The sequence below is a fragment of the Paenibacillus lupini genome, from assembly GCF_011761355.1.
Classification (GTDB): domain Bacteria; phylum Bacillota; class Bacilli; order Paenibacillales; family Paenibacillaceae; genus Pristimantibacillus; species Pristimantibacillus lupini.
This window is the reverse complement of the sequence record NZ_JAASRW010000010.1, coordinates 179659-203443: the sequence shown is the minus strand read 5'-3', so window position 1 is coordinate 203443 and position 23785 is coordinate 179659. Positions and strand designations below refer to the sequence as shown.

24 protein-coding genes are annotated in these 23785 nt (G+C 46.7%); 7 read left to right on the top strand and 17 right to left on the bottom strand.

Translation table 11 applies throughout. The features are described 5' to 3' along the window. Positions 1 to 122 precede the first annotated feature (122 nt). Positions 123 to 1949, bottom strand: a complete 1827-nt coding sequence (locus FHS17_RS27265) for a B12-binding domain-containing radical SAM protein (RefSeq protein WP_167282068.1) — start codon at positions 1947 to 1949, stop codon at positions 123 to 125. Positions 1950 to 2091: 142 nt separating this feature from the next. Next, complete coding sequence (locus tag FHS17_RS27260) at positions 2092 to 3636, bottom strand: stalk domain-containing protein (RefSeq protein ID WP_167282066.1); 1545 nt, start codon at positions 3634 to 3636, stop codon at positions 2092 to 2094. Positions 3637 to 3884: 248 nt separating this feature from the next. On the opposite strand from FHS17_RS27260, the gene FHS17_RS27255 reads away from it, so the two are divergent. Together FHS17_RS27255 and FHS17_RS27250 are read left to right on the top strand one after the other, a co-directional pair. Beyond that, on the top strand, positions 3885 to 4823 hold the full coding sequence (locus FHS17_RS27255; RefSeq protein ID WP_167282064.1) for an RluA family pseudouridine synthase: 939 nt from the start codon (positions 3885 to 3887) through the stop codon (positions 4821 to 4823). A 6-nt stretch (positions 4824 to 4829) separates the two neighbouring features. Further along, positions 4830 to 5129: a DUF6509 family protein gene (locus tag FHS17_RS27250; protein WP_167282062.1), complete on the top strand. Its 300-nt coding sequence runs from the start codon at positions 4830 to 4832 to the stop codon at positions 5127 to 5129. 44 nt (positions 5130 to 5173) lie between these two features. On the opposite strand, the gene FHS17_RS27245 is transcribed toward FHS17_RS27250, so the two are convergent. After that, the gene (locus tag FHS17_RS27245) at positions 5174 to 5521 is read right to left on the bottom strand and encodes a hypothetical protein (protein WP_167282060.1); all 348 of its coding nucleotides are present in this window, start codon (positions 5519 to 5521) and stop codon (positions 5174 to 5176) included. 101 nt (positions 5522 to 5622) lie between these two features. Here FHS17_RS27245 and FHS17_RS27240 point away from each other — a divergent pair, with 101 nt between their 5' ends. Then, the gene (locus FHS17_RS27240; RefSeq protein WP_243865558.1) at positions 5623 to 7488 is read left to right on the top strand and encodes a prenyltransferase/squalene oxidase repeat-containing protein; all 1866 of its coding nucleotides are present in this window, start codon (positions 5623 to 5625) and stop codon (positions 7486 to 7488) included. Between the two features lie 188 nt (positions 7489 to 7676). Continuing rightward, positions 7677 to 8009 carry a DUF1904 family protein gene (locus FHS17_RS27235; RefSeq protein ID WP_167282058.1) on the top strand — a complete coding sequence of 111 codons (333 nt, stop codon included), beginning with the start codon at positions 7677 to 7679 and terminating at the stop codon, positions 8007 to 8009. A gap of 56 nt (positions 8010 to 8065) precedes the next feature. Here FHS17_RS27235 and fur read toward each other — a convergent pair whose 3' ends face one another. The 3 genes from fur to FHS17_RS27220 all read right to left on the bottom strand — a co-directional run bounded on the left by fur (position 8066) and on the right by FHS17_RS27220 (position 9869). Further along, a complete protein-coding gene (gene fur, locus FHS17_RS27230) occupies positions 8066 to 8536 on the bottom strand; it encodes a ferric iron uptake transcriptional regulator (protein WP_167282108.1) in 471 nt (156 codons plus the stop codon). Between the two features lie 149 nt (positions 8537 to 8685). Then, positions 8686 to 9222 carry a GNAT family N-acetyltransferase gene (locus FHS17_RS27225; RefSeq protein ID WP_243865557.1) on the bottom strand — a complete coding sequence of 179 codons (537 nt, stop codon included), beginning with the start codon at positions 9220 to 9222 and terminating at the stop codon, positions 8686 to 8688. Between the two features lie 80 nt (positions 9223 to 9302). Continuing rightward, entirely contained in the window at positions 9303 to 9869 is a 567-nt protein-coding gene (locus FHS17_RS27220; RefSeq protein WP_167282056.1) for a GNAT family N-acetyltransferase, read from the bottom strand. Positions 9870 to 9962: 93 nt separating this feature from the next. On the opposite strand from FHS17_RS27220, the gene FHS17_RS27215 reads away from it, so the two are divergent. Beyond that, positions 9963 to 12041: an ATP-dependent helicase gene (locus FHS17_RS27215; RefSeq protein WP_167282054.1), complete on the top strand. Its 2079-nt coding sequence runs from the start codon at positions 9963 to 9965 to the stop codon at positions 12039 to 12041. Here FHS17_RS27215 and FHS17_RS27210 read toward each other — a convergent pair. The 4 genes from FHS17_RS27210 to FHS17_RS27195 all read right to left on the bottom strand — a co-directional run bounded on the left by FHS17_RS27210 (position 12032) and on the right by FHS17_RS27195 (position 14975). Next, positions 12032 to 12577, bottom strand: coding sequence for a hypothetical protein (locus tag FHS17_RS27210; protein WP_167282052.1), 546 nt, complete (start codon positions 12575 to 12577; stop codon positions 12032 to 12034). The genes FHS17_RS27215 and FHS17_RS27210 overlap by 10 nt on opposite strands. Positions 12578 to 12656: 79 nt before the next feature. Then, the gene (locus FHS17_RS27205) at positions 12657 to 13160 is read right to left on the bottom strand and encodes a ferritin (protein ID WP_167282050.1); all 504 of its coding nucleotides are present in this window, start codon (positions 13158 to 13160) and stop codon (positions 12657 to 12659) included. Positions 13161 to 13249: 89 nt separating this feature from the next. Beyond that, the gene (locus tag FHS17_RS27200; protein WP_167282048.1) at positions 13250 to 13471 is read right to left on the bottom strand and encodes a DUF1450 domain-containing protein; all 222 of its coding nucleotides are present in this window, start codon (positions 13469 to 13471) and stop codon (positions 13250 to 13252) included. A gap of 85 nt (positions 13472 to 13556) precedes the next feature. Further along, positions 13557 to 14975, bottom strand: a complete 1419-nt coding sequence (locus FHS17_RS27195) for a S41 family peptidase (protein WP_167282046.1) — start codon at positions 14973 to 14975, stop codon at positions 13557 to 13559. Between the two features lie 175 nt (positions 14976 to 15150). Here FHS17_RS27195 and FHS17_RS27190 point away from each other — a divergent pair, with 175 nt between their 5' ends. Continuing rightward, entirely contained in the window at positions 15151 to 15957 is an 807-nt protein-coding gene (locus tag FHS17_RS27190; RefSeq protein WP_167282044.1) for a Cof-type HAD-IIB family hydrolase, read from the top strand. Positions 15958 to 16033: 76 nt separating this feature from the next. Here FHS17_RS27190 and FHS17_RS27185 read toward each other — a convergent pair whose 3' ends face one another. The 6 genes from FHS17_RS27185 to FHS17_RS27160 all read right to left on the bottom strand — a co-directional run bounded on the left by FHS17_RS27185 (position 16034) and on the right by FHS17_RS27160 (position 22045). Then, positions 16034 to 17095 carry a sulfate ABC transporter substrate-binding protein gene (locus FHS17_RS27185; RefSeq protein WP_167282042.1) on the bottom strand — a complete coding sequence of 354 codons (1062 nt, stop codon included), beginning with the start codon at positions 17093 to 17095 and terminating at the stop codon, positions 16034 to 16036. Between the two features lie 43 nt (positions 17096 to 17138). Continuing rightward, positions 17139 to 18203 carry a sulfate/molybdate ABC transporter ATP-binding protein gene (locus tag FHS17_RS27180; protein ID WP_167282040.1) on the bottom strand — a complete coding sequence of 355 codons (1065 nt, stop codon included), beginning with the start codon at positions 18201 to 18203 and terminating at the stop codon, positions 17139 to 17141. 3 nt (positions 18204 to 18206) lie between these two features. Continuing rightward, on the bottom strand, positions 18207 to 19004 hold the full coding sequence (locus FHS17_RS27175; RefSeq protein WP_167282103.1) for a sulfate ABC transporter permease subunit: 798 nt from the start codon (positions 19002 to 19004) through the stop codon (positions 18207 to 18209). Positions 19005 to 19006: 2 nt separating this feature from the next. Then, positions 19007 to 19822 (bottom strand): sulfate ABC transporter permease subunit CysT, encoded by an 816-nt coding sequence (cysT, locus tag FHS17_RS27170; protein ID WP_167282038.1) that lies wholly within the window; start codon positions 19820 to 19822, stop codon positions 19007 to 19009. A 241-nt stretch (positions 19823 to 20063) separates the two neighbouring features. Next, positions 20064 to 20696, bottom strand: coding sequence for a YigZ family protein (locus FHS17_RS27165; RefSeq protein ID WP_167282036.1), 633 nt, complete (start codon positions 20694 to 20696; stop codon positions 20064 to 20066). Continuing rightward, positions 20696 to 22045, bottom strand: a complete 1350-nt coding sequence (locus FHS17_RS27160) for a glucose-6-phosphate isomerase (RefSeq protein WP_167282034.1) — start codon at positions 22043 to 22045, stop codon at positions 20696 to 20698. The genes FHS17_RS27165 and FHS17_RS27160 overlap by 1 nt, the downstream gene beginning before the upstream one ends. Before the next feature lie 191 nt (positions 22046 to 22236). On the opposite strand from FHS17_RS27160, the gene FHS17_RS27155 reads away from it, so the two are divergent. Next, positions 22237 to 23130 carry an NAD(P)-dependent oxidoreductase gene (locus tag FHS17_RS27155; RefSeq protein ID WP_167282032.1) on the top strand — a complete coding sequence of 298 codons (894 nt, stop codon included), beginning with the start codon at positions 22237 to 22239 and terminating at the stop codon, positions 23128 to 23130. A gap of 337 nt (positions 23131 to 23467) precedes the next feature. On the opposite strand, the gene ppnP is transcribed toward FHS17_RS27155, so the two are convergent. Next, positions 23468 to 23785, bottom strand: coding sequence for a pyrimidine/purine nucleoside phosphorylase (ppnP, locus tag FHS17_RS27150; RefSeq protein WP_167282030.1), 318 nt, complete (start codon positions 23783 to 23785; stop codon positions 23468 to 23470).

Sequence of the window (23785 nt, the reverse complement as noted above, 5' to 3'; positions counted from 1 at the left end):
GGATTAAAAAAGATGACTCCTGATGAATACAGAAGTCATCTTCTTACAGCCTAAGCCCTTTTTATTACGTGTCCATAACTCGGGTTACAGTTCAGAGTGGCTTCTTTTTTTGTATTCCCTACTTATACACTTGCCGGCAAAGCTTCCTTGCTTACCTTCAGCATAAACGGCTTAGGTGTTGGCTTCGCTTGACGCTCGCCACCGCCAAGAGCATACAGCACAGCAAGCAGCGTATGTGAGTTCTTGTTGATCTCTCCGGTCTCCAGATACTGCTCCAGATCAAACGGAATCATCTCAATTACAGTATGCTTATGAAGCTCTTTCTCGTTTAGGCCAAGAGCGACAAACGCCTCAGACACATCCTCTGGACGCTCGACAAGGCGGCGCATCCAGCCGATCCATACTGCTTTATCCATCGTGAACTCCCACCATGTTTTACGCGGCTTGAAATTATGATTCAAGAAGTAGTCATACTTCATTAAACCAAGCACGACATCCAGATCAAGTTTAGCTGCCTCTTCAACAGCAGCACTGGCTTTGAACTCTGTAAGGAACGCCCACAGCCGGGAGAACAAGTCCTCAAGCTGATGGCCAATCTTCTGCCAGCCTCTTTCTTCCCAATAATCGCCAAACGACTGGAAGAAGTCAAAGGCCGATGGGAATACTTTATCCACCAAATAATGAAGTGTACGATCCATTCGGTGTGCATTCCAATATTTCTCAAGCACATCCTCAACCCGTTTGATCCGCACAATATCACCAAACGGCATCAAATCATTACCCAGCATTTCGTAAGGGGAATGATCCATATAAATATAACCCCATTTGTCCGCGTCACGGCGCAGACCAGTCCCTCTGAGCATTTTCAAAAAGCCAAGTTGCAGCTCTTCCGGACCTAATGCAAACACATCGTTAAAAGTACCGCGGAACGTATCGTAATTCTCGAGCGGCAACCCGGCGATTAAATCAAGATGCTGGTCAATTTTGCCCGATTCCTTAACCTTCGTAACGGTACGAACAAGCTTCGACCAGTTCTGGCGGCGCTGAACCGCTTCATTGGTTGGATCATTCGTCGATTGAACGCCAATCTCGAAGCGGAAGACGCCAGGCGGCGCATGCTCGGCCAAATAGTCAAGCACCTCAGGACGCATAATATCGGCTGTAATCTCGAACTGGAAGACGCATCCCCGGTGGTTCTCGATCAGGAACTTGAACATCTCTAACGCGTAGTCCCGCTTAATATTAAACGTACGGTCAACAAACTTGATCAGCTTCGCGCCAGAATCAATCAGATAATTAATATCCGCTTTAGTACGGTCCATATCGAAATAACGCACCCCAACCTCAATGCTGGACAAACAGAATTGACAGCTGAACGGACAGCCGCGGCTCGTCTCGAAATATACGACCCGGCTTCCAAGATGCGGAATATCCTCCTGGAATCGATGCGGCGACGGAAGTGTGGCTAGATCCAGCTTCGGACGTCCTGGATTGAGAAGAATTTCAACTCGATCTGCACGCTGCTTGCGGTAAGCAATCCCAAATACCATATGGTATTTGCCCGCTCCTTCGATCTCAGTCAGCAGATGATGGAACGTCTCCTCACCTTCGCCAACAACAATAAAGTCGACCTCAGGAATACGCTCCATCCAATATTCCGTATCGTAGCTGACCTCAGGTCCGCCAAGGATGATCTTCACTTCCGGCATAATTTTACGCAGCATATTGATTACAGTAATCGTCTCATTGATATTCCAGATGTAGCAGGAGAAACCAACCACTTCAGGTTTACGCGAGAAAATATCCGAAACGATATTCATCGCCGGATCTTTAATCGTATACTCTGCAATTTCCATATCGAATTGCTCACCACTGAAGGCCTTCAGGCAGCGCAGGGCAAGCGAGGTATGAATATATTTGGCATTTAAAGTGCTTAATACTACTTTCATCACGGTACCTCTTTCTACTCTCATGCAAGATGACTACTATTGTACCAGAAAAGCGAGGCAAAAAAGAAGAGGCTCGCCGCAAGGAGCATAAATGCGCCTAACGGAAAGCCTCTTTTCAAGCGGATAAATGAGATAATAGCAATTAGTTCCTTAAATCAATATAAAGCTGATCTTTAAGCTGCATATCCAAAATCGGGAATTTCACTTCCCATTTGCCATCGCCAAGCGCCTTCACTTCGCTGGAATCAAAGCCACGTGGCTCGAAGCCAAACACACGGTCGAAGTTAATTGTAAATTGGATCGTCTCATCCGGAAGCATACGGTGGAGCTCAGAACCAAGGTTAATCGCCCAGGTACGAAGATCCTCTTTCGTCTGACCGCCGTAATAGGTATAGAACACAGGATCCATGTCCGTTGTGATGACAAGCCAGCCTTGCGAGTCCTTAGTAACTTTCCAATTGCTCAGTTCCGCCGTACCCTGCTCCGTATCAAATGTACCAAATTGGTCTTTCAAAAGAGCCGCGATTTTCTCGTTCGACTCACCAACAAGAGTAGCCGGCAAGGTTGGATCAAGGAACTTCAAGTTATCTGCTGGCTTCTCTGGCAGATCCTCCATAAGAATAGCTGCATACAGCGAAGATACGGCAAAGTTCAAATCAGCCTGTGAAGTGTAACCCGCTGCCGTAATCCCGATCAATTCGCCGTATTCATCAAACAATGCGCCGCCGGAGCTGCCATGGTCGATTGGAGCGCTTGTTTGGATATAACGGGTTCCACTTATGTACATAATATTGCTGATAAGTCCGTCTGATACTGTGTTCTGCAAACCAAGCGGGCTGCCGATCGCTACAACTTTATCGCCTTTTTTTACATTCATGCTGCTATAGCCAACTTCAACTGGTGTTGCACCAATCGAACGGTCCGTTTGAATAATGGCCAGATCATTCTCTTTATCAGAAGCTGCTACGCCAGTAACTTTGATCTGCTCGTTATCAATTGTAGTCACAGTTGCAGAAGAAGAATCCTGAATAACATGGTAGTTCGTCAGTACGTAACGATCGTCAATTACAATACCGCTGCCTAGTCCTTTATTTGTCGTAATGGTTACGACACTATCATCGTACATATCTACGATCTGCTTAGGTGTATATTTCGTACGGTTATTCAACTCATTCTGGTATTCTTCATATTCCTTCTGGAATTCATATTCTTCTGTTGTAATACGAACAGCTTGATTAGCACTATCCCATTTCACCGTGCCGCCAAGTGATTCTGCTACAAAACGTGCCGGTACAAAAGTCGTATTGGATTTCATCTCGGGAGCTGCATCAAGCTTAACGGATTTGCCGTTAATAAGTGCCACTTTGTTGCCAATTGTTAACGTAATAGATGTGTTGTTCTTACGGACAATAATCGTTTGTGCTTTCGATTCCCACGTTACTGATGCGTCCAGAGCTTTGAACAGCTCGCGCATTGGAACAAACGTCACACCGTTTTTCGTATAAGGAGCTTTCGATACCGACAGCTTCTTATCATCCACATACACTCCGATAGCCGAAGTCTTAGCCGTGGCAGCCAATTTGACTGGTGTTGCAGCAGCGGCATGATCCACACCTGCTAGAGGTGAAAGCAGTAAGCCTGCGGCAAGCAGCGGACTTAATAGGGTATAAGCTAGTTTTCTTTTCACGATTACCATTTCCTCCAAATTCTTACTGTATTACCAGTGATAATGATAGATTTAATAATCGTAACACTATCGACCTGCGCTTGTCTATGAAATTGGTTTCATAGGGTAATAATACCATTACCCATTATATCGGCTGATCATGAACGGAGTATGAAGCCTTCCGCGTAGAATTTGTAAAGCAGATCATGGTATAGTGGTAGCAGTCAAGCTTAAGAAGAAGCGGACTTAAAGCAGGAGGTCCTAACGTAATGTCCAAGAAATCACATCCCCCGGCCAAAAGCCAAGTGCCAAACAAATCATTCGCTGTCACTGAGACGTCGGAGTTGTTGGCCTTTTTATTAAGTAATCTGAACCAAGGGCGTAATTCGGTCAAATCACTTCTTGCGCATGGACAGGTATACGTGAATGATCACGTTGAAACGAAATATAACTACCAGCTGCAGCCGGGACAAATGGTTGTCATTCGCAAGGAACGGGCACCGGAGACCATCCCTCTTATGGGACTATCTATCCTACATGAAGATGAACATCTTATTGTTGTAAATAAAGATGCCGGTCTTCTCTCCATCGCCTCGGACAAAGAAAGCGATGTAACCGCCTACCGCCAGCTCACGGCGCATGTTCGCGCGGTTAACCCGAAGAGCCGAATTTTCATCGTCCATCGTCTCGACCGGGATACGTCCGGTGTTATGATGTTCGCAAAAAGCGAAGAAGTGCAGCAGAAGCTGCAAAATGAATGGCAGACGATCGTGAAGGAACGTTCCTATGTAGCACTCGTCGAAGGGGAAGTCAAACGGAGCGAAGGCACCATTACATCGTGGCTGAAAGAGAGCAAGACGCTCAAGATGTATTCCAGCCAATACCCTAATGACGGACAGCACGCCGTAACTCACTATAAATTGCTGCAAGCGAGCAAAGGCTTCTCACTAATGGAAGTACATTTGGAGACTGGCCGTAAAAATCAAATTCGCGTTCATATGCAGGATATCGGACATCCTGTCGTTGGCGATAAGAAATATGGCTCAACAACGAAGCCAATCGGGCGTCTCGGCCTGCATGCTCGTATTCTTGCTTTTGAGCACCCGGTAACAGGTGAATTGCTCCAGTTCGACACCAAGATACCAAAGCTGTTCTACAATCCATTCCGGAGTGAAACAGCCAAACCAGATCGAAGAAGCAAAGGATGATCAAGTATGCTTGAGATTACAACTTACAGTGTTGAGTTTATTAAGGATCCATTTGGCATCTTGTCGGGACGCAGGTATGAATTCCTGGTCGATATCGAACTGGATGAAGAAGATGATCTTTATTCCAGTAACGGAATTTACATTCGTGCCGTGTACAGTGTGGAGGAAGGCGGCAATCGACTTGTAAAGCACGAATTGATCGAGCGGGTAACAGACAAGCTGCTTGATTTCGAATTAGAGGATGAAGAAGTCGAGGAGCTGCTCGTCTTCTGTGCAGAGCATTACGCAGAAGCAGATGCACAATAAGAGAAGAAGCGGCTGACCTTAGCGGGTCAGCCGCTTTTTACTTCTCACAAAGGAATACGATATGATGAGTGCTCCTCGACAATATGCTCGCCGTTGTTATACACCCATTTGAAAACAAAGATATTGTCCTGATAACCCGTACGAGCTTTAATGTCCGGTAAAATAACAGCCTCAAAATTGTCTACTATCGTCTGCTGAAGGCCGCGTAAACGTTCTTCATTTGACTGCTGCTGAAGCAGAGCTTCCTCATCTGTTTGAGCAGTCTGGCGGAAATAAGCGCTTCCGACCTCCTGATCACTTAGTTCCTCGGGCAGCGGATGCCCTGAACCCCTGAACACTTCCTTGACGGTATTGGTCCAATCCGTATATAAATCAATTGTAATCTGGTACATAGAAAAAAACTCCTCTCTTATCGCCGACGAATCTGTTGTTTAATCCCGCATATACATATCAAAGCAGCAACATCATGGCAGCAAAGGAATGAATGCAGTCTATGGATATGAATCAAATCCGCGAACGGATTGAACAATTGAAACAAGAACTCCTGCAGCTTCAATCAACGGATGGGTCATGGCGCCTTTGCTTTGATTCCGGCACAATGCCGGACAGCTACTTCATCGTCATTCTTCGTATGCTTGGCTACAAGGATGAAGAAGTACTTATTCGATCCATTGCAGAGCGGATCCTGTCGAAGCAGCAGCCAAATGGCGCTTGGAAAATATACCCTGATGAAGAAGATGGCAACCTTGACGCCACAGCCGAAGCTTATTTTGCCTTGCTCTATTCCGGCTATATGCGCAAGCAAGATCCACGTTTGCAGCTAGCTAAGCAGTTTATCCTTCGCCAAGGCGGACTGGCCAAAATCCGTTCCCTGCTGACACAAGCCTTACTGGCTGCAGCGGGACAGGCGACATGGCCCAAGTCGATGCGAATACCACTGGAAGTTTTTTTCTCCGAGCATGGTCTCGGGATCGACCTTTTCTCCCTGTCCGGGCATGCCCGTGTACATATCGTACCGATCATTATGCTGGCTAATGCGGGGTTCGTCCAGGCAAGTGCCACAATGCCCGATCTGTCCGATCTGTTCACAAGCAGCTCCAAGAAATTCGAAAATGATTCGCCCTGGATAGCTGCTCTCGCAACCTTAGTTGGCTCACTATCCCTGTCTGAGCTGCTTCCTTTCGAGTCCCCTACTCCGCAGGAAAAAGCCGTTCAGTTTCTGTTCGACCGCCTTGAACCAAACGGTACACTGCTTACCTACACGACAGCAACCATGTTTATGATTCTGACGCTTCTTATGCTTGGTTATTCACCAAGCTCGCCAATGATTCACCGCATGATTACTGGCATTCGATCCGTCATGTGTGCGAACAGCCATGTGCAAATCGCCTCCTCCGAAGTATGGGATACGGCGATGCTTGTCCATGCCCTTAGGAAAGCTGGTGTTAGTCCAACCTCTTCTGCTTTGGAGCTCTCAGGATCTTACCTGCGTGTGAGACAGCAGAATCTGCGCGGAGATTGGGATATTCGTAATCCAAATACTCCAGCTGGCGGTTGGGGCTTCTCTGATGTCAATACGCTTTACCCGGATGTGGATGATACCACCGCCGCGCTTCGTGCGATCCGTCCTTATAGTTCACGCTCACCAGAGCTGCAAGCTGATTGGCAAAGAGGGCTGAACTGGGCTCTCACTATGCGCAATGATAATGGAGGGTGGCCTGCCTTTGAACGGGAGGGATCATGGCTTCCAATCAGCTTCTTCGCTTTTGATGGTGCCAAAGACATAGCTGTTGATCCGTCGACCGTTGATCTCACCTCTCGCACGCTGCAATTTCTTGGTGAGGAGCTTGGCATGAACATTAGCAGCAACTGGATTGAATCAACCATTCGCTGGGTTCTGTCACAGCAGGAGAAAAACGGCAGCTGGTATGGCCGATGGGGGATAACCTACATCCATGGCACCAGCGCAGCCATTCAAGGCTTAATCGCAGTAGGAATGGCGGAAGATCATCCTGCTATTAAGAAAGGAATCGACTGGCTCCTTCAGGTACAAAATGAAGATGGAGGCTGGGGCGAGTCCTGTATCAGCGACAAGGTCAGGCGTTATGTGCCATTAAACCATAGCACCCCCTCCCAAACCGCATGGGCGCTAGATGCGCTCACTGCTGCGCTGCCGAAGCCAACTCCTGCTTTGGAGCGAGGCGTTGAAGCGCTTCTGCAGTCGCTGGACCGCCATGACTGGACCTATACGTATCCAACTGGCGGAGCGCTGCCAGGCAGTGTCTACGTCCATTATGCCAGTAACAATTATATATGGCCGCTGCTTGCTCTCAGCAATTTTTGGTTGAAATACAATTAATGACGCGCTCCTTGCAGATCGGGAACAAGGATTTCCAGGGAGCCGTCCCGTTAGTCATTTCATTTCTATCTTTTACTACCATAACTTACGAATAGCTGAATCTGCAACCATGGATGAATCCATTGCAATCCGTGGCCGGATCAAGGTAATCTAAGGGATAGGTGACAGCAAGAAAGGGAGAGATTAGATTGCCGCAATTATTATTTCGAGGAGTACCCGCAGATAAGTTAAAGACGATCAGTCTTGGACTGGCAGAAGATTTAGCTCTTGTATGTGAGTGCGGAACGGATAACTTTACAATGGAAAGCCTTCATACAACTGCAATCTTTGGTGGTCTAACGGAAGGCGAGTCTTATCCCTTCGTTGAAGTAGGCTGGTTCGAGCGCGGACAAGCTGTAAGAGACCGGTTCGCCGAAGCCGTCACGGCAAGACTAGCACATATCGGCATCGATGAAGTGGAGGTTGCCTTCCGTACCTACCGGGAAGACAGCTATTACATCAATGGAAAGCCGTGCGGATAAGGTATACGCAAAAAAGGAGCCTGCTGGTCGATATTGACCCTGGCTCCTTCCTATTTTTAAGATACCGCTTTATGATCATTGTCCTTCGCTTTGCTTTTGCAAACCTGACAAATACCTTGAAAATCAAGTCGATGATCTAATACTTTAAATCCAAATTCCTTCTCAATCCGGTTCTCCATCGGAAGTAGCCAGTCATCCTTAATTTCCTCAACTGTACCACATTCGGTACAAATAAGATGATGATGGTGATGCGCCTGATCACTGCTGCGGAGATCGTAACGTGTCGCGCCGTCGCCGAAATTCACTTTTTCCACAACATGCAGTTCACTTAACAGCTCCAGGGAACGGTAGACCGTTGCAAGTCCGATATCCGGATTGCTGCGCTTGAGCAGCATGTAGACATCCTCCGCGCTCAAATGATCCTTCTCATGCTCCAGCAATACACGTACTGTCGCCTCCCGTTGAGGAGTCAACTTATACCCTTTTGTTCTTAACTGACGGTTGATCGTCTCCAATTGTTCATCGATCATCGCAATTACTCACCCGCCTTTCTTGCGTCTTTGTACTCTGTACTTTAATTTTATTTAGAATGATTCTTATTTAGAATAATTATAATCTTAACATAGTTACAAACATTACACAATGACAGCTAAAATTTCTCATCTTAGCTGATTCTTTACCATCGGTTAATCAGCTCAATATCTGCAAACTTGCCTTCTGCAAATTCCTTGTCGCCGAATATCCCGCTAATGTAGTTAAACCCGGACTTGTTCCAGAAACGCAAGCCGGCCCAATTGCGGAGTGAAACATTCACCCTTACTTCCGAATAACCAAGCAGACTAGCCTCCAGCAAGAAATGCTTCATCACTTCTTGACCATAGCCTTGATTCTGAAAATCACCGCTAATACACATCATAGCCAGATAAAGCGAATCACCCTCTGGATAACCATGATAAAGACTAACGAACCCGATAATCTCCTCCGTGCTCTTCATCCTCACCGTTTGGATCCGGAAACGCTCCTTCACGCCGCCCTCCGGCAATATGCCCTCATGATAGGAAAGCTCTATATAATGGGGATCATGTTCCTTCCCATCCCATAAAGTGACGGGTGCGCTTGCCATGTAAAGCTCTTGCACAAAACCAATCTCGAAAGATTGCATATCTTCACAAATAAAAGTCGGGGTACTCCACTGCGAAGGAATAAGGTTCATTATGTATCACCCATCATGATTAATAGTTACGCCGGATCTACTTTTTCGACATAACTCGCCCTATTCCTCCTTTTTCCCCTTTAATGATCGGAGACAGTCTTTACCATTCTGGTGTAGCGATGTCCGCTGACGATCAGCTCCCCGTCTTCCTTATAACCCATTTTCTCGTATAACAAACGTGCCTGACCATTATACTCCTCCACAATTAACGAGACCAGATGGTAACCCTGCCTTACGGCTTCCTGCTCGAAAGCAGCCATAAGCGCCTTCGCAATTCCTTGAATGCGGAAAGAAGCAGCAACAGCAATGGAATCCAAATAGAACTCACCAGGGCGAGTTTCCGACGTGATCGCATACTCGGCTAGTCCTGTCACCCGTTTCACCCGCTCAATTAATGGTTTGTCCAGCTGTTCTGCTTCATCTCCGGCATAACAGACGACTATTCCTGCTACGACACCATCCCTTTTATCAATAATCACATTCCGGTAGCTCACCCGATTGCCCTCTTCTATATAAAAATGCGCCAAAACCCGCATCGCTTCAGCCTCATCCTCTACTCCTGCAAGCGAACAGGCAATATTGCCAATCGCTTCATGAAGCAGCGGCATCACTTGCTCCACATCTTCCTTGCCTGCTGGTTCAATCATGCTGACACTCCTTCTCCAAATATTAATAATTTCAGTAAAATGTACGAACACCTATTCTATCATGCTATAATCGACAACAGGTGATTATAGACAATGAATAACGCAACAAATTCCAACAATAAAATCTACTACAAACGGCCTTATGGGGTCGTAAACAAAAATTATGCACCAGCCGCTCATGCTTCCGCTGATACAAGCGAGCAGCTCGTTACGGCCTCTGATAAAGACGCCTTCTATTTCCGTGCTCTGGAAAGCCAAGGCATCCGGCTGAACAAACGGCAGATTACCGCAGTCCGCCATATTGACGGACCAATTCTGACACTTGCTGGAGCAGGCTCAGGCAAAACATCCGTCCTAGTCTGCCGGACAGGCTATATGCTGTCTGTGCGCGGTATTCCTCCACAGCAATTGCTGCTTATGACATTCTCGAAAAAGGCCGCCGATGAGATGCGGATCCGCATAAGCCAGCTGCCGAATATCGAGCCAGGTGCAGCTTCCCGTATCGAAGCTCGAACGTTCCACTCGTTCTGTCTGCTTATGCTGCGAAGACGAGGATACAAGCAGAACATTCTGGGAGAGAGCGGACGTAAGCAAATTTTCTTCAAGCGGCTGCTGCGGGAGCGGAATTTGCATGAAACGTACCAGCCTGAGACGCTTATTACTTTGCTCTCCTCTTATAAAATGCAAATGATCGCAGTTTCGGACCTCCCAGAGAAGTCTGAAGAAGATCGGCAATTGAAGCTTTTGTTTACTTGTTATGAGGAATGGAAAAGAGAAGCTGACCTAATTGATTACGATGATATGCTGCTTGAAGCCTACCAGCTTCTTCAGCGGGATGAAAATTTATTACAGTCCCTGCAGAACCGTTTCCGTTATGTCATGATCGACGAGTTCCAGGATACGAATACGATCCAATACGAGATCATCAAGCTGATAGTTGGTCCACATCGGAATCTGATGGTCGTAGGTGATGATGATCAGACGATCTACTCCTTCAATGGGGCACGCAATGATTATATCCTTAACTTCGAGCAGCAATTCCCAGGTGCGAAAAATGTCATCCTGGACGTTAATTATCGTTCAGGCTCCGGTATCGTAGGCCTTGGTAATGCTGTTATTCGTCACAATAAACAGAGGCGTAGCAAGACGCTTCTGACTGCTAAGCCGCATGGTCTGCCACCGGTATTCGCGCGGCCAGGCAATAGTGATGATGAAGCGGATCTGATTGTAAACACACTGCTGCAGCAGAAGGAGAAGAAGGATCGGTCATACCGTGACTTTGCGATATTATTCCGGACAGCGAGCAGCAGCAGAGCGGTGTTTGATCAGCTAGTCATCCGGCAAGTGCCGTTCATCGATTACGGGAACGGTGAATCGTTATACGAACAATGGGTGATTAAGCCGGTTATTGCTCATCTTCGTTTATCGCTTGACCGCCGTAATTTCGACGCGATGGAAGCGATGCTGGCAACGATGTACGTCCGCCCGGACCAAGCGATGGCGTTTATTTGGAACGAGGACAAGAAGCAAGCTAAGAAATGGCCGCTCATTCATTTAACTCGCTTCCCTGAAATTAAGACTTTCCATCAGGAAAAAATAAAAGAACGGATCAAATTGATCCGTTCCTTGGAGAAGCTGAAGCCGGAAATGGCTATACGCCGACTGCGCATCGAATTCTATGATCAGTATCTTGAAGCTAATAAGAGCGGCCCTGCACTAACCGAGCATAAGGATTCACTAAAAGAAATGCTGGACGAGCTGGAGGCTTCGGCCAAACGCTTCGATCAGATTGAAGCTTTCCTCTCCTTCATTGATGAGATTGCCATCAAGCATGAGGAGATGAAACGGCTGAAGCTCGACAATCGGAACGCCGATGCGGTCAACTTCATGACCATTCACAAATCGAAGGGACTGGAATTCCCGGTCGTCTTTGTCTGCGGCGTGTCCGAAGGAATTCTGCCTCACAGCTCAGCGATTACGGCCGAGAAAAACAGCGACCGAAGCGCAATTCAAGCGGGTGATAATGTTGCAGAAGCTGCGATGGAGGAAGAACGGCGGCTTGCTTATGTAGCCGTAACAAGAGCAGAAGAGGAGCTTTATATCAGCTCCCCTGCTTATTACCGCGGCAAACCTGCAGCGGTATCCTCGTTTATTATTAATGCTTATAGTTGAGTTGATGATGTCTTGACTGCAATCTGCAGCTTGTCGCCTTCCAATTGAATGGCTAGAGGCAGTGCCGACAGCCTGACAAATACCTGGTCATTAAATTGAAATAAGCTGCTGCCTTGCCTGCAGCGAGGTTCGCATAGGAGGAGTACAGGTTCAGTGTCTGGAAAGACGAACTTGTACTCCATTTCTTGCTGCTCGATATAAGGAACAAAAGCTTTTGCCCGCAGATAATACTCACCATGCAGCATCAGTAGCGGATACGCTGTACCATCAAAGGGATGGATGGTTAAGCCTGATGAGAATACCTTCACAGGCTGGCTAAGCTTTATCATCTCATTGATCTGCTCATTCTTGTAAGGCAGCCCCAAGGCCAAATGATAAGTTCCCTGCTGCATTCGGACAAGCTCAGCTAAAGAGACAAGCACAGAGCCTGCGGCTGCAACAATCAGTCCGGCCACAATATTGGAAAACAATATAATGACTCCAAATAATATAGCAGCAAAGCCTAATAAACGCTGTGCAAGAAATAATACATTCACTAGTATGATTCACCTCATCATAGGATCAAAAAAACGGGACCTGCCGTAAATCTGCAAGTCCCGTTTCTCATGTCTGTTATTATTCCGCAGGTGCTGTGAAGGAACGTTGTGCGAACTCCGCGTCCATCATATAAAAGGCGTTGCTGTCCTTGTCGATCCGTTTCAGCTTCTGGATAATGTTATCAAACAAAGCTTCTTCTTCAACCTGCTCGTCAATGAACCATTTCAGGAAGTACATCGTCGCATGCTCACGATCGTTCAGAGCGATATCAGCCAGGTTGTAGAAGCGTTTCGTATTTTGCTGCTCATGCGCATAGCCATGCTCGAATGCATCAAGCATCGAAGCGTACTCGTTCTTTGGTTCGCCAAGTGCAGCAAGCGTTGCGCGGCGGCCGCGGTCGTTCAGGAAATTGTATATTTTCATAGCATGGAAACGTTCTTCCTCGGCTTGAATAATGAAGAAGTTCGCAAATCCATCCAGACTTTCGCCGGAGCAATATGCTGCCATTGCAAGATACACATGCGCCGAATAAAATTCAAAATTCATCTGCTCATTAAGCTCTTGTGCTAATTTATCATTCATCGCTTATGCACCTCTTTCACTGTTTGGTCTTATTCTAACACAAACAGAAAGGACGGCAAAAGCCGTCCCATGCAAAATTTATCCAAAATTCATCCAATTAGCTTCTTTAGTTCTTTATACAATTGATCCGGGCTTGCTGCGCAGATGCTCTTTGACTTAATCATGACAAAGCTTTCACGCCTGCAGGTTCTGCAATCGCCAAGACAATCCTTCTTCTTCATCTTAATGTCCGGATATTTCGCCTTCATGGCCTTATAGACGGGCTTCGTCCCATTCTTCAAATTCCGGGTGCAATATTTGATCTTCTTCATGCCGGCTCACCTCGCTGTGAAAACGGTGCTATGCTTTCTACTCCAAATGATATTAATTATCATTCCCGTTGTCAATAGCATCAGCTTATTTGCTAGCTAGAATTTCGATCCCTTTCTGAAGCTGCGTATCTTCTTCCTTCAGCTTCTTGCTCAGCAGCTCAATAATACGGTAACCCGTCATATCATTAAATGCGCCGGTCACTGTCATCTTCTGATCCTTCTGGAAACGGCTTAATGCATCAGAAGTCCGAGCATCAAACAAACCAATATCCCCTACCGGTGTATAACCAAGTTCCTTCAGCATGAGCTGAAGAGTTTTCACATTTTCCCCGTAGCTGCCCATCTTAAGCTCTGTACCAAAAGGAAGCTGGCTTAGACTTGCGAAAGCTGGCAGAGCTACTGTTACGTCAGGTGTTACCCCTTGCTTGTGAATCCATGTACCACCTGGCGTTTTCCACTGCGCTTCCGTCAGACTTAGTACGGAGTTATCCTTAAACTGCTGGAACGTCTGGACAATTCCTTTGCCAAACGTCTTTTCTCCTACAACTGTCGCGCCTGCAGATTCCTTAAGGGCTGCCGTCAGCACCTCGCTGGCACTGGCTGATTGGCCGTTCACAAGCACCACAATTGGAATCGTCCAAGGCTTCTCCTGCTTCGACTTGTAGGTGATTGTCTTACTGTTGTTTTTGTAGACAACCTTCAGGATCACTTTATCCTTCGGCACCAGCATATTGGCAATTTGAATAGTAGATTTCAGCAGCCCGCCGGGATTCGAACGAAGATCAAGCAGCAGCTTGGTCATCCCGTCTTTTTGCAGTTTCTCCACTTCGGTCTTGAATTCAGCATCGGTTTTCTCAGCAAACTTCGAGATCGTCACATGCCCAACTCCGCCGCTCAGCATCTCGGATGTTACGGTATGAACCGCGATTGATTCCCTCGTCAACTCCACCTCAATTGGCTTCGCCGCTCCTCCACGCTGTAGCGTCAGCTTTACTTTAGTACCCACATTGCCGCGAAGAAGCGTGATAATATCCTCATAGGCTTTCCCTACAATGGACGTCCCGTTCACCGCAACGATCTCATCCCCTGCATGTACACCTTCACGCTCTGCTGGTGCTCCTTCCGTCAGGCTCGCAACAAGAAATTTGCCGTCTGCTTCTTGAAGCGTAATCCCTACTCCGGAAAATTCAGCTTCATAGCCTTGCGTATAAGCGCTGCCCTGATCCTTAATCAAATATCTGGAGTAAGGGTCTCCAAGAGAGGCGAGCATCCCTTGAGAAGCACCGTTAATTAGATCCTCCGATTTTGCTCCATTCAAATATTTATCCATAATCGTATTATAGGATACGGTAAAATTGCGGAATGAAGGCTCCTTCAGCATCGGATAGCGTACCTCCATCCACAGCCAGCCTAATATAAATCCGATAATTGTAAATAGTAAGGCTCCGAGAATCGCCAGCGTCGTTACCCGCTGTTTGGCATCGGCGTTCGAGAAATATTTCACTTAAGGTCACTCCTGACTTATGACTGATCGTTCTTTCTTCTACTGTAGCTCATTTCGGGGCCACGGAGCAAATATTGGGAAGAGCCCCGCCTGCTTACGCTTGAACCGGGCATTATTTTCCGCTACAATCAACCTAGCTTTTAAATGGACGAGATATAGATAGGAGAGAGAGAATATGTACAAATTAATTGCCATTGATGTTGATGATACACTTCTTAATGATGATCTGATTGTAACCGAAGGTACAAAAAAAGCGATGGAAGCAGCTATTGCACAAGGTGTAACGGTGACACTGGCAACAGGCCGGATGTACGCTTCTGCCAAAAAAATCGCTGACCAAATCCAGCTAAATGTACCGATCATTACGTACCAAGGCTCGCTCGTCAAAACTTTGCTGGATGGCGAAGTACTCTATGAACGTTGTGTGCCTCAGGATGCGGCGAGGGAGCTGTATGCTTTCACCGATGAGCATGGCCTGCATCTGCAGCTGTATGCGGACGATATTTTATATGTCAAAGAAGCAAATGACAAAGCGATCAAATATTCTACCCTAACGAATATCCCTTACGTTGTAGCCGAGGATTTCGAGGCTTTGCTGGACAAGCCAAACAATAAAATGCTCATTATCGACGAGCCTGCATATCTGGATCAGCTTGCCGAGCAATTGAAGCCGATGATTGGCGATCGTGTTCATATTACGAAATCCAAAGCACATTATCTGGAGTTCATGCATAAAGAAGGCACAAAGGGTCATGCCCTCCGCTTCATGGCAGAACATCTGGGTTGCACAATCGATCAAACGATTGCCATCGGCGACGCATGGAATGACCATGAAATGATCGAAGCTGCCGGACTTGGTGTTGCAATGGGCAATGCTACGCCTAAGCTGAAAGAAATTGCTGACTACATTACGTTATCAAACAATGAAGAAGGCGTGCGCCACGTAATTGAGAAATTCGTGCTGCAGCCGGCTTCCAAATAATAAATTCGCGCAAAAAAACCTCCATTCAGAAGCTGCTAATTGCAGCTTCTGAATGGAGGTTTTTCTTATCATTTGATTAAATTCCTGCAAGCACCTGGTACCAGACGCCTTTCTTCGAATAAAGAGTCTGGCGGACTTCTTTCCAGCCGCCTAAATACCCAATATCAAACAATCCATCAGGCTCGACGTATTTGTCTTTCGACTCCGCCGCCACCTTCTCATTAACGGAACGGAAACCATATTTCACGAATATGCGCTGTGCCTCTTCACTTTGCAGATAGGAGATAAACGCCTCCGCTACTTTACGTGTTCCATGCTTATCGGCATTTTTGTCTACTACAGCCGCTGGGTTCTCGATTAGAATCGTACTCTTCGGAATAACGATATCGTATTTCACACCATTCATAATCCGGCCGAGCAGCTCATTCTCGTAAGTGACAATAACATCCCCAACACCATATTCGAATGCTGCCATAGATGCACGGCCGCTCTTATCAAGTGATTCCACGTTCTCATGAATGGACGCCAAATATTTTTTCGCAAATTCAGGATCCTTCGTACCCATTTCTGCTTCCGATTTCTTCAGGCCGGCTCCGTAGATAGCATTAATGTCCCATTGCGCTCCACCTGAGGTTTTAGGGTTTGGATACAATACTTTAACATCTTTGCGAGTTAAGTCATCCCAATCTTTAATCCCCTTCGGATTGCCTTCTCTTGTGCCTAGTACAACAATCGACTTCGTTACCAGACCATGATTAGGCTGTGCCTTCCAATCGGAAGTAATGAAACCAGCGTCTGTTATTTTATCCAGATCGCCATCCATCGCCAGAATAGCTACATCTGCCTCGAAACCGCCGGCAATAGCACGGGCTTGTGTTCCTGAGGCTTCATACGATTCTTGAAAAACAACCTTTTGACCTGTCTGCTCTTTCCAATAGGCCTGGAATTGCGGCAGCACCTCGCTGAACGCATCCTTCACTACGGAATAAGCACCGATGACAAGCGTCACATCACCGTCTTGTGCGGTAGAATTGGTGGATGATTCCGGCTTCTCCTTACCGCAGCCTGCTGTAATAAGAAGCAGAACCGCAAGGAGCAGAACGGCGATCCGCCGGCTTGCTCTTCGATTTATATTCATGTTCGTATACAACTCTTTCTGCTAAAAATGAGTGTTCAAACGCTTAAATATGAATTGGCATTGGGTCAACTTTCAAGCTGTTTTCCATAATCCAGCTGTCCGTATCATTAAAGAGATAAGCACGATGTACGAGTACACTTACCTGTTCACCAGGCTGCAGAACTTCCTTCTCCAGCGAGCGATACGTAATGAGCTTCACATTGTCGACTAAGAGCTCAACCATCCATTCACTTCCACGGAAATGCAAAGCTTTCACTGTTGCATTCACAGTCGCAGATTGCAGACGGATCTCGCCTGGCTTGCCGATCTCAATATATTCTGGACGAATAAGTGCTTTTGTTCCCGGGTAATTCAGTGCAGAATCAAAGCCTTTTAATACTTTAATATCTTCTACAATCGTTGACTCACCAATGAAGCTTGCAACAAACGGCGTTTCAGGATTTTTATAAATCTCCCAAGGCGTACCCTTCTGCTCGAGCCTGCCTTTTCCGATGATCATAATCTCATCCGCAACTTCAATTGCCTCGTCTTGGTCATGGGTAACGAAGATCGAAGTAATGCCGACACGCTCAATCATCTCTTTCAGCCAAGTCCGAAGCTCCGTACGAATCTTTGCATCTATCGCTGCGAATGGCTCATCCAGCAGCAAGAGCTGCGGCTCAGGAGCAAGTGCACGGGCGAATGCAACACGCTGACGTTGACCACCAGAAAGCTGATGCACATAACGATGCTCAAAGCCTTTCAGGCCTGTAAGCTCAACTAGCGTAGATACACGCTCGCGAATCTGCTCTTTGGATTGTTTCTTCACTTTTAAACCAAAAGCGATATTATCATACACGGTCATATGTTTGAAAAGAGCATAGTTCTGGAAGACAAAGCCGATCCCCCGCTCTTGCGGAGGCAGATCATTTACACGCTTGCCGTGAAAAATGATATCACCGGAGGTAGGTGTCTCAAGGCCAGCCAGCATACGAAGAATCGACGTTTTACCGCCGCCGCTTGGTCCAAGAAGCCCAATCAAATGACCCTTTTCAATCTCAAAGCTGACATCTTGCACGGCATGGAAATCGCCAAAGCTTTTGTTAAGGTTGCGAACTTCAATATGCATGGCTTAATGCACTTCCTTTCGTTTTTTCGCCCATTCCATTAAAAGGAGAAGGCCAACTGAGAACACCGCAAGTACCAAAGCTACACCATTGGCTTCAACGACGTTAAAGTTCTCGACATCCTGATAGACCAGCGTCGTAGCAGTCTGCGTCTTATTCATAATATTTCCTGAAACGACCAGAACCGCACCAAATTCGCCAAGTGTTCTAGCTACCGTCAGGACGACACCATAGATGACACCCCATCGAATAGAAGGCCATGTCACCTTCCAGAACGTATACCACGAATACGCACCTAGTGTAGACGCTGCTTCTTCCTGCTGGGCACCGATCTCTTGCAGCACCGGTAATACTTCACGAACCATGAGCGGGAATGTGACGAACAGTGAAGCTAAGATCATACCTGGCAAAGCGTAAACCACTTTGAATCCAGCATCTTCGAAAAAGGCACCAATCACTGTGTTTGGTCCAAGCAGGAGAACAATCATCAAACCGCCGATAACGGGTGATACTGCAAACGGCAGATCAACAATACTGTTGAGCAGTCGCTTCAAGCGTGCTCCCATCCACTCAGCCCGAACCAGATACAGCGCGAGCATAACACCAAATACGGTATTTATAGCCGTTACAACAACAACGATACTAGCGGTCATCTGCAAGGCATGAATGGACTGCTTACGGGTTAAGCCTTCGGCAAAACCGCTCCAACCATCCGCCCAAGAGCCTGTGAATATTTCAATAAGCGGAATAATTAATAATAGTGTAAAAACAATATACGTAAGTCCAATCCACGTTCGTCTAATTGTCATTTGCCCGGCCTCCTAGATTGAATCAGGTTGACCGTCCATAAAATGATAAACGAAAGCGTCAGCAACAATACAGAAACAGCTGCGGCCCCTTGCGGATTGTCACTTTCAATTTCCCCGAAAATATAAACGGCTGCTATAAGCGTCTTGCCCGGAATATTACCTGCTACAAGAACAACCGCTCCAAACTCAGCCAGCGCTCTGGAAAAGGCCAGCATCGCACCACTGAGCACGCCTGGGAGCATCGAAGGATAGATAACACTAAAGAACGTACGCAGCTTGGTCGCACCCATCGTATAGGCTGCTTCCTCTTCCGATTTGTCGATCTCTTCGAGCAAAGGCTGTACAGCCCGGATCACGAACGGAAAAGTAACGAACACCATCGCAATGACGATAGCAGGCTGGTGGAAGACGATTTCAAAACCAAGTTTTGAAGCCAAATCACCAACAAGGCTGCCCGGACCAAGTAATAACAAAATCATAAGTCCGGTTACTGCTGTCGGAAGGGCAAACGGCAAATCAACCAAACTATTTAAGATCCGTCTCCCTGGAAAACGGTAACGGATAAGTACCCAGCCAATCATAGACCCCAGCAGCACGTTAATGACGGTTGCAATAAGTGCCAGCTTGATAGTCAGCAGGACTGCCTTCCATGCTAGAGGATCCGATATACTCTCCCAGAACGGTACGAAACCGCTTGAGACTGACTGCGAATAAATTCCGATAATGGGAAGTACAATTAAAATAACAAAGTAGAGCATAATCGCGCTTCGGAATCCGAAGCTCCACCACTTACTGCGAAACATGACATTCATGCTGCCTTTGACCTCCAAACCATCGGCTCGAGCCGCAGGTGTTTGCTGAAATAAATATTAGTAAATATAGAATTCCTATTAGATCACTTGGTATTCTTAATTTAGCAGACAACAACTGGTCTAGTCAATCCCATTTTTACAATTTCTGCTCCGTTTGGCTGTCCAATTTTGCTATTTTCGATTCTATAACAAGCAAAAGCCGCACATTGTCTTGGGCCCAAGACAACATGCGGCTTTTTCATTATTCGCCTTCAATATAATAAAGCTCTTCACCTTCCGTGATTACCGCCTGGCCTTGTGTCAAATCAGTCATCCATGCAATAAAGGCATCTGCTTCCGATACGACAGGCAGACACTTTACGATAACACGGTCCATAAATTCGGTTCCGCCAAGCCGCGTGCCCCGGCCATGGAGCTCATTCTCCAATTTACCGTACCACGTGTAGTCCACGTCAACGAATACTTCACGGTGCAATACTTTAACGATCTCTCCAGCTGCTTCAATACCAGCCACAGCACCGTCCGTATAAGCACGGACAAGCCCGCCTGCTCCAAGCATAATACCGCCAAAATAACGAGTTACGACGACCGCAACATTTTTTAAACCCTTATGCTTGATGACCTCAAGGATTGGCTTGCCAGCCGTTCCGCTTGGTTCACCATCATCGGAAGCTTTCTGATGCTGATCGCGCTCCCCTACAATATAAGCCGAGCAGTTATGGGTCGCACTGCGGTGAAGCCGTTTAATCTCATCAATGAAGGCAACAGCCTCTTCTTCCGTCTCTACCGGCTTCGCATATCCGATAAATCGAGATTTCTTAATGACGATCTCTTCACTGTTATACTCTCTTACCGTTGAATAACGTTCCAGCATTACAGACGAGCTTCGAGCTCAGCCTTTTCTTTCTCATAGCCCGGTTTACCCAGCAGAGCAAACATGTTCGTTTTGTACGCTTCAACACCTGGTTGGTCGAATGGATTCACGCCAAGCAGGTAACCGCTGATGCCACATGCTTTCTCGAAGAAGTACACCATGTAACCAAATGTGTATGGTGTCATGTCCGCTATGTTCACGATAAAGTTAGGTACTTGACCGTCGGTATGAGCAAGAAGAGTACCTTGGAATGCCTTTTTGTTCACGAAGTCCATTGTTTTACCTGTCAGGAAGTTAAGTCCATCAAGGTCAGCAGCGTCACTACCGATTGTGATATGCTCCGATACTTCATTTACTTGGATAACCGTCTCGAAGATGTTACGGTTACCCTCTTGAATGAATTGGCCCATCGAGTGCAGGTCTGTAGAGAAATCAACAGATGCCGGATAGATGCCTTTGTAGTCTTTGCCTTCGCTTTCGCCGAAGAGCTGTTTCCACCACTCGGATACAAAGTGCAGGTTTGGCTCGTAGTTTACGAGAATTTCTGTTACTTTGCCTTTCCGGTACAGCGCGTTACGTGCTGCTGCATATTGATAAGCCTCGTTCTCAGCGAGGTTCGGATTGCTGTATTCTTTCGATGCGTCTGCTGCACCTTGCATCATAGCGTCGATGTCGATGCCAGCAACGGCGATTGGCAGAAGGCCTACCGCTGTCAGAACAGAGTAACGACCGCCTACATCGTCAGGAATGATGAACGACTCATAACCTTCTTCAGTCGCCAGCTTTTTGAGAGCGCCTTTAGCTGTGTCAGTTGTTGCATAGATCCGTTTGCGAGCTTCTTCTTTACCATATTTGCGCTCCAGCGCTTCACGGAAAATACGGAAGGCAATCGCAGGCTCAGTTGTTGTGCCGGATTTGGAGATGACGTTGATCGACCATTCGCGGCCTTCTATCAATTGAAGCAGGTGAGTCACATAAGTGGAGCTGATGTTGTTGCCTGCGAACAAAACTTGAGGAGTCTTGCGTTGTTCTTTCGTTTGCAGATTGTAGAAGGAGTTCGACAGCATCTCGATCGCTGCACGTGCGCCGAGGTAAGAACCACCGATGCCGATAACGATCAGCACTTCGGAATCGGAGTTGATTTTCTCAGCAGCTTGCTTGATACGAGCAAATTCTTCTTTGTCATAATTAGTTGGCAGGTCGATCCAGCCAAGGTAGTCGGATCCTGCGCCAGTACCGTTATGTAATTGTTCGTGGGCGACACGAACTTGTTCTGCTTGGTGATCAATTTCATGTTGTCCAATAAAGCCAAGTGCTTTCGTGTAATCAAATTTTACTGTTTTACTCATAAAAAAAAGGCCTCCCTGATCATGTTTTTCAGTTACCTGCTTGTCTTAGCCTTTAGAATATAGGATTTAGATTTGAAAAACAAGCGACTAAACAATGAAAAAGGTATGAAGATTATCTATAATGATTAGTAAAAGTATTTATAGCTGATGAAAAATCCATCATACTATAGATGCACAGGAGGGAAAATAAAATGAAAAAAATTGGATTTATTGGCCTTGGTGTTATGGGCTATGGAATGGCTGCGAACCTGCTTCGCAAAGGATTTGAAGTTACCGTCTACAACCGGACATCCGGAAAAGCCGGCGAGTTGATTACACTTGGTGCAAAAGAAGCAGCAACCCCAGCAGATGCAGTTCGCGGTTCGGATATCGTTATTACCATGATTAGTAATGATGCAGCTATCCGTGAAGTTTACTTTGGCGAAAATGGCATCTTCGGATCAGTTGTTTCAGGGACTACCCTTATCGACAGCAGTACCATCTCCCCATCCTTGGCTCTAGAGCTGACTGAAACAGCCGAATCAAAAGGTGCTGTATTCCTCGATGCTCCGGTAACAGGCAGTAAACCTGCAGCAGAAGGCGGAACCCTTACGTTTATGGTCGGCGGTACTGACGCTGCGCTCAAAGACGTGGAGGACGTTCTTCTTGCCATGGGACGCAAAGTGATACATATGGGGGCTAACGGCAGCGGCGCTACCGCCAAGCTCGCCCATAACACGATTGTTGGCATTAATATGGCTGCACTTGCCGAAGGTATGGCCATTGCAGCAAAAGGCGGTATTAACGGCAGCGCGTTCTTCGAGCTCGTGCAATCGGGCGGTGCAGCCAGCCGGACGGCTGAGCTGAAAGGCGAGAAAATACTCGCAAACGACTATGACGTCCAGTTCTCGTTAGCGCTTATGCTGAAGGACCTTCGCTTATCATCCGTATTATCGGATAATCTGAAGGTACCAACTCCAATGCTTGAAGCTGCAAAAAGCTTGTTCCAGGTCGGCGATTCCATGGGTCTTGGCGAACTCGATATGAGCAGTGTCACGCAAGCCTACGAGCAATGGATCGGCCGTAAAATCGGTGATAAAAACTAACAAGAAAGTGTAATTAATTGTGGCCATGCAGTTCCTATCATGGCCACTTTTGTTTTAATTTCTTGCTTTTTTTGAAATTAACAGGTTAATGGCAAAACGGAGCATTTCAATGATTCTGGAGAAGCGTTAGTGCATGCTTACGAAGCAGCTTTCTTGCAGAAAGCTTTCAAGCGCTCGTTTTTGTGAAGGGATTCTAACCATACCTTGTTGATTCAAAGGAATCCCCGAGCAATGGCGATCGAAAGAACATTTAAATGCGCAGTGTGCTGTTTAACACAAAGGGGCCGTCCCATCGTCATATTTATGACGAATGGGACGGCCCTTTTTTCAACACATGCTATTCGTAGATGTAAGAGCAGCAGTAGTCGGCTACTGTCGCTACTTGAAGCTTGAATTTCGTGTTAGCTGGAACGGTGAATTCACCTTTACCTTGGATATGCAGCCATTCTGTTTCCCCAGGAAGCTGCACTTTCAGGTCACCAGCCAAAATTTCCATAATTTCAATGCAATCCGTGCCGAACTCATAGTCGCCAGGAAGCATAATGCCAAGCGTTTTTTTCGTGCCGTCTGCGAACAGGACAGCACGGCTCGTTACTTTACCGTCAAAGTAAACATTAGCTTCTTTGACAACTGTTACATTTTCAAATTGCGACAT

Excerpts from the sequence above, each read along its gene's own strand:
- FHS17_RS27265 (WP_167282068.1), bottom strand. The coding sequence starts at position 1,949 with ATGAAAGTAGTATTAAGCACTTTAAATGCCAAATATATTCATACCTCG.
- FHS17_RS27255 (WP_167282064.1), top strand. The coding sequence starts at position 3,885 with ATGTCCAAGAAATCACATCCCCCGGCCAAAAGCCAAGTGCCAAACAAA.
- FHS17_RS27250 (WP_167282062.1), top strand. The coding sequence starts at position 4,830 with ATGCTTGAGATTACAACTTACAGTGTTGAGTTTATTAAGGATCCATTT.
- FHS17_RS27245 (WP_167282060.1), bottom strand. The coding sequence starts at position 5,521 with ATGTACCAGATTACAATTGATTTATATACGGATTGGACCAATACCGTC.
- FHS17_RS27240 (WP_243865558.1), top strand. The coding sequence starts at position 5,623 with ATGGATATGAATCAAATCCGCGAACGGATTGAACAATTGAAACAAGAA.
- FHS17_RS27225 (WP_243865557.1), bottom strand. The coding sequence starts at position 9,222 with ATGAACCTTATTCCTTCGCAGTGGAGTACCCCGACTTTTATTTGTGAA.
- FHS17_RS27220 (WP_167282056.1), bottom strand. The coding sequence starts at position 9,869 with ATGATTGAACCAGCAGGCAAGGAAGATGTGGAGCAAGTGATGCCGCTG.
- FHS17_RS27215 (WP_167282054.1), top strand. The coding sequence starts at position 9,963 with ATGAATAACGCAACAAATTCCAACAATAAAATCTACTACAAACGGCCT.
- FHS17_RS27205 (WP_167282050.1), bottom strand. The coding sequence starts at position 13,160 with ATGAATGATAAATTAGCACAAGAGCTTAATGAGCAGATGAATTTTGAA.
- FHS17_RS27200 (WP_167282048.1), bottom strand. The coding sequence starts at position 13,471 with ATGAAGAAGATCAAATATTGCACCCGGAATTTGAAGAATGGGACGAAG.
- FHS17_RS27190 (WP_167282044.1), top strand. The coding sequence starts at position 15,151 with ATGTACAAATTAATTGCCATTGATGTTGATGATACACTTCTTAATGAT.
- FHS17_RS27185 (WP_167282042.1), bottom strand. The coding sequence starts at position 17,095 with ATGAATATAAATCGAAGAGCAAGCCGGCGGATCGCCGTTCTGCTCCTT.
- FHS17_RS27180 (WP_167282040.1), bottom strand. The coding sequence starts at position 18,203 with ATGCATATTGAAGTTCGCAACCTTAACAAAAGCTTTGGCGATTTCCAT.
- cysT (WP_167282038.1), bottom strand. The coding sequence starts at position 19,822 with ATGAATGTCATGTTTCGCAGTAAGTGGTGGAGCTTCGGATTCCGAAGC.
- FHS17_RS27165 (WP_167282036.1), bottom strand. The coding sequence starts at position 20,696 with ATGCTGGAACGTTATTCAACGGTAAGAGAGTATAACAGTGAAGAGATC.
- FHS17_RS27160 (WP_167282034.1), bottom strand. The coding sequence starts at position 22,045 with ATGAGTAAAACAGTAAAATTTGATTACACGAAAGCACTTGGCTTTATT.
- FHS17_RS27155 (WP_167282032.1), top strand. The coding sequence starts at position 22,237 with ATGAAAAAAATTGGATTTATTGGCCTTGGTGTTATGGGCTATGGAATG.
- ppnP (WP_167282030.1), bottom strand. The coding sequence starts at position 23,785 with ATGTCGCAATTTGAAAATGTAACAGTTGTCAAAGAAGCTAATGTTTAC.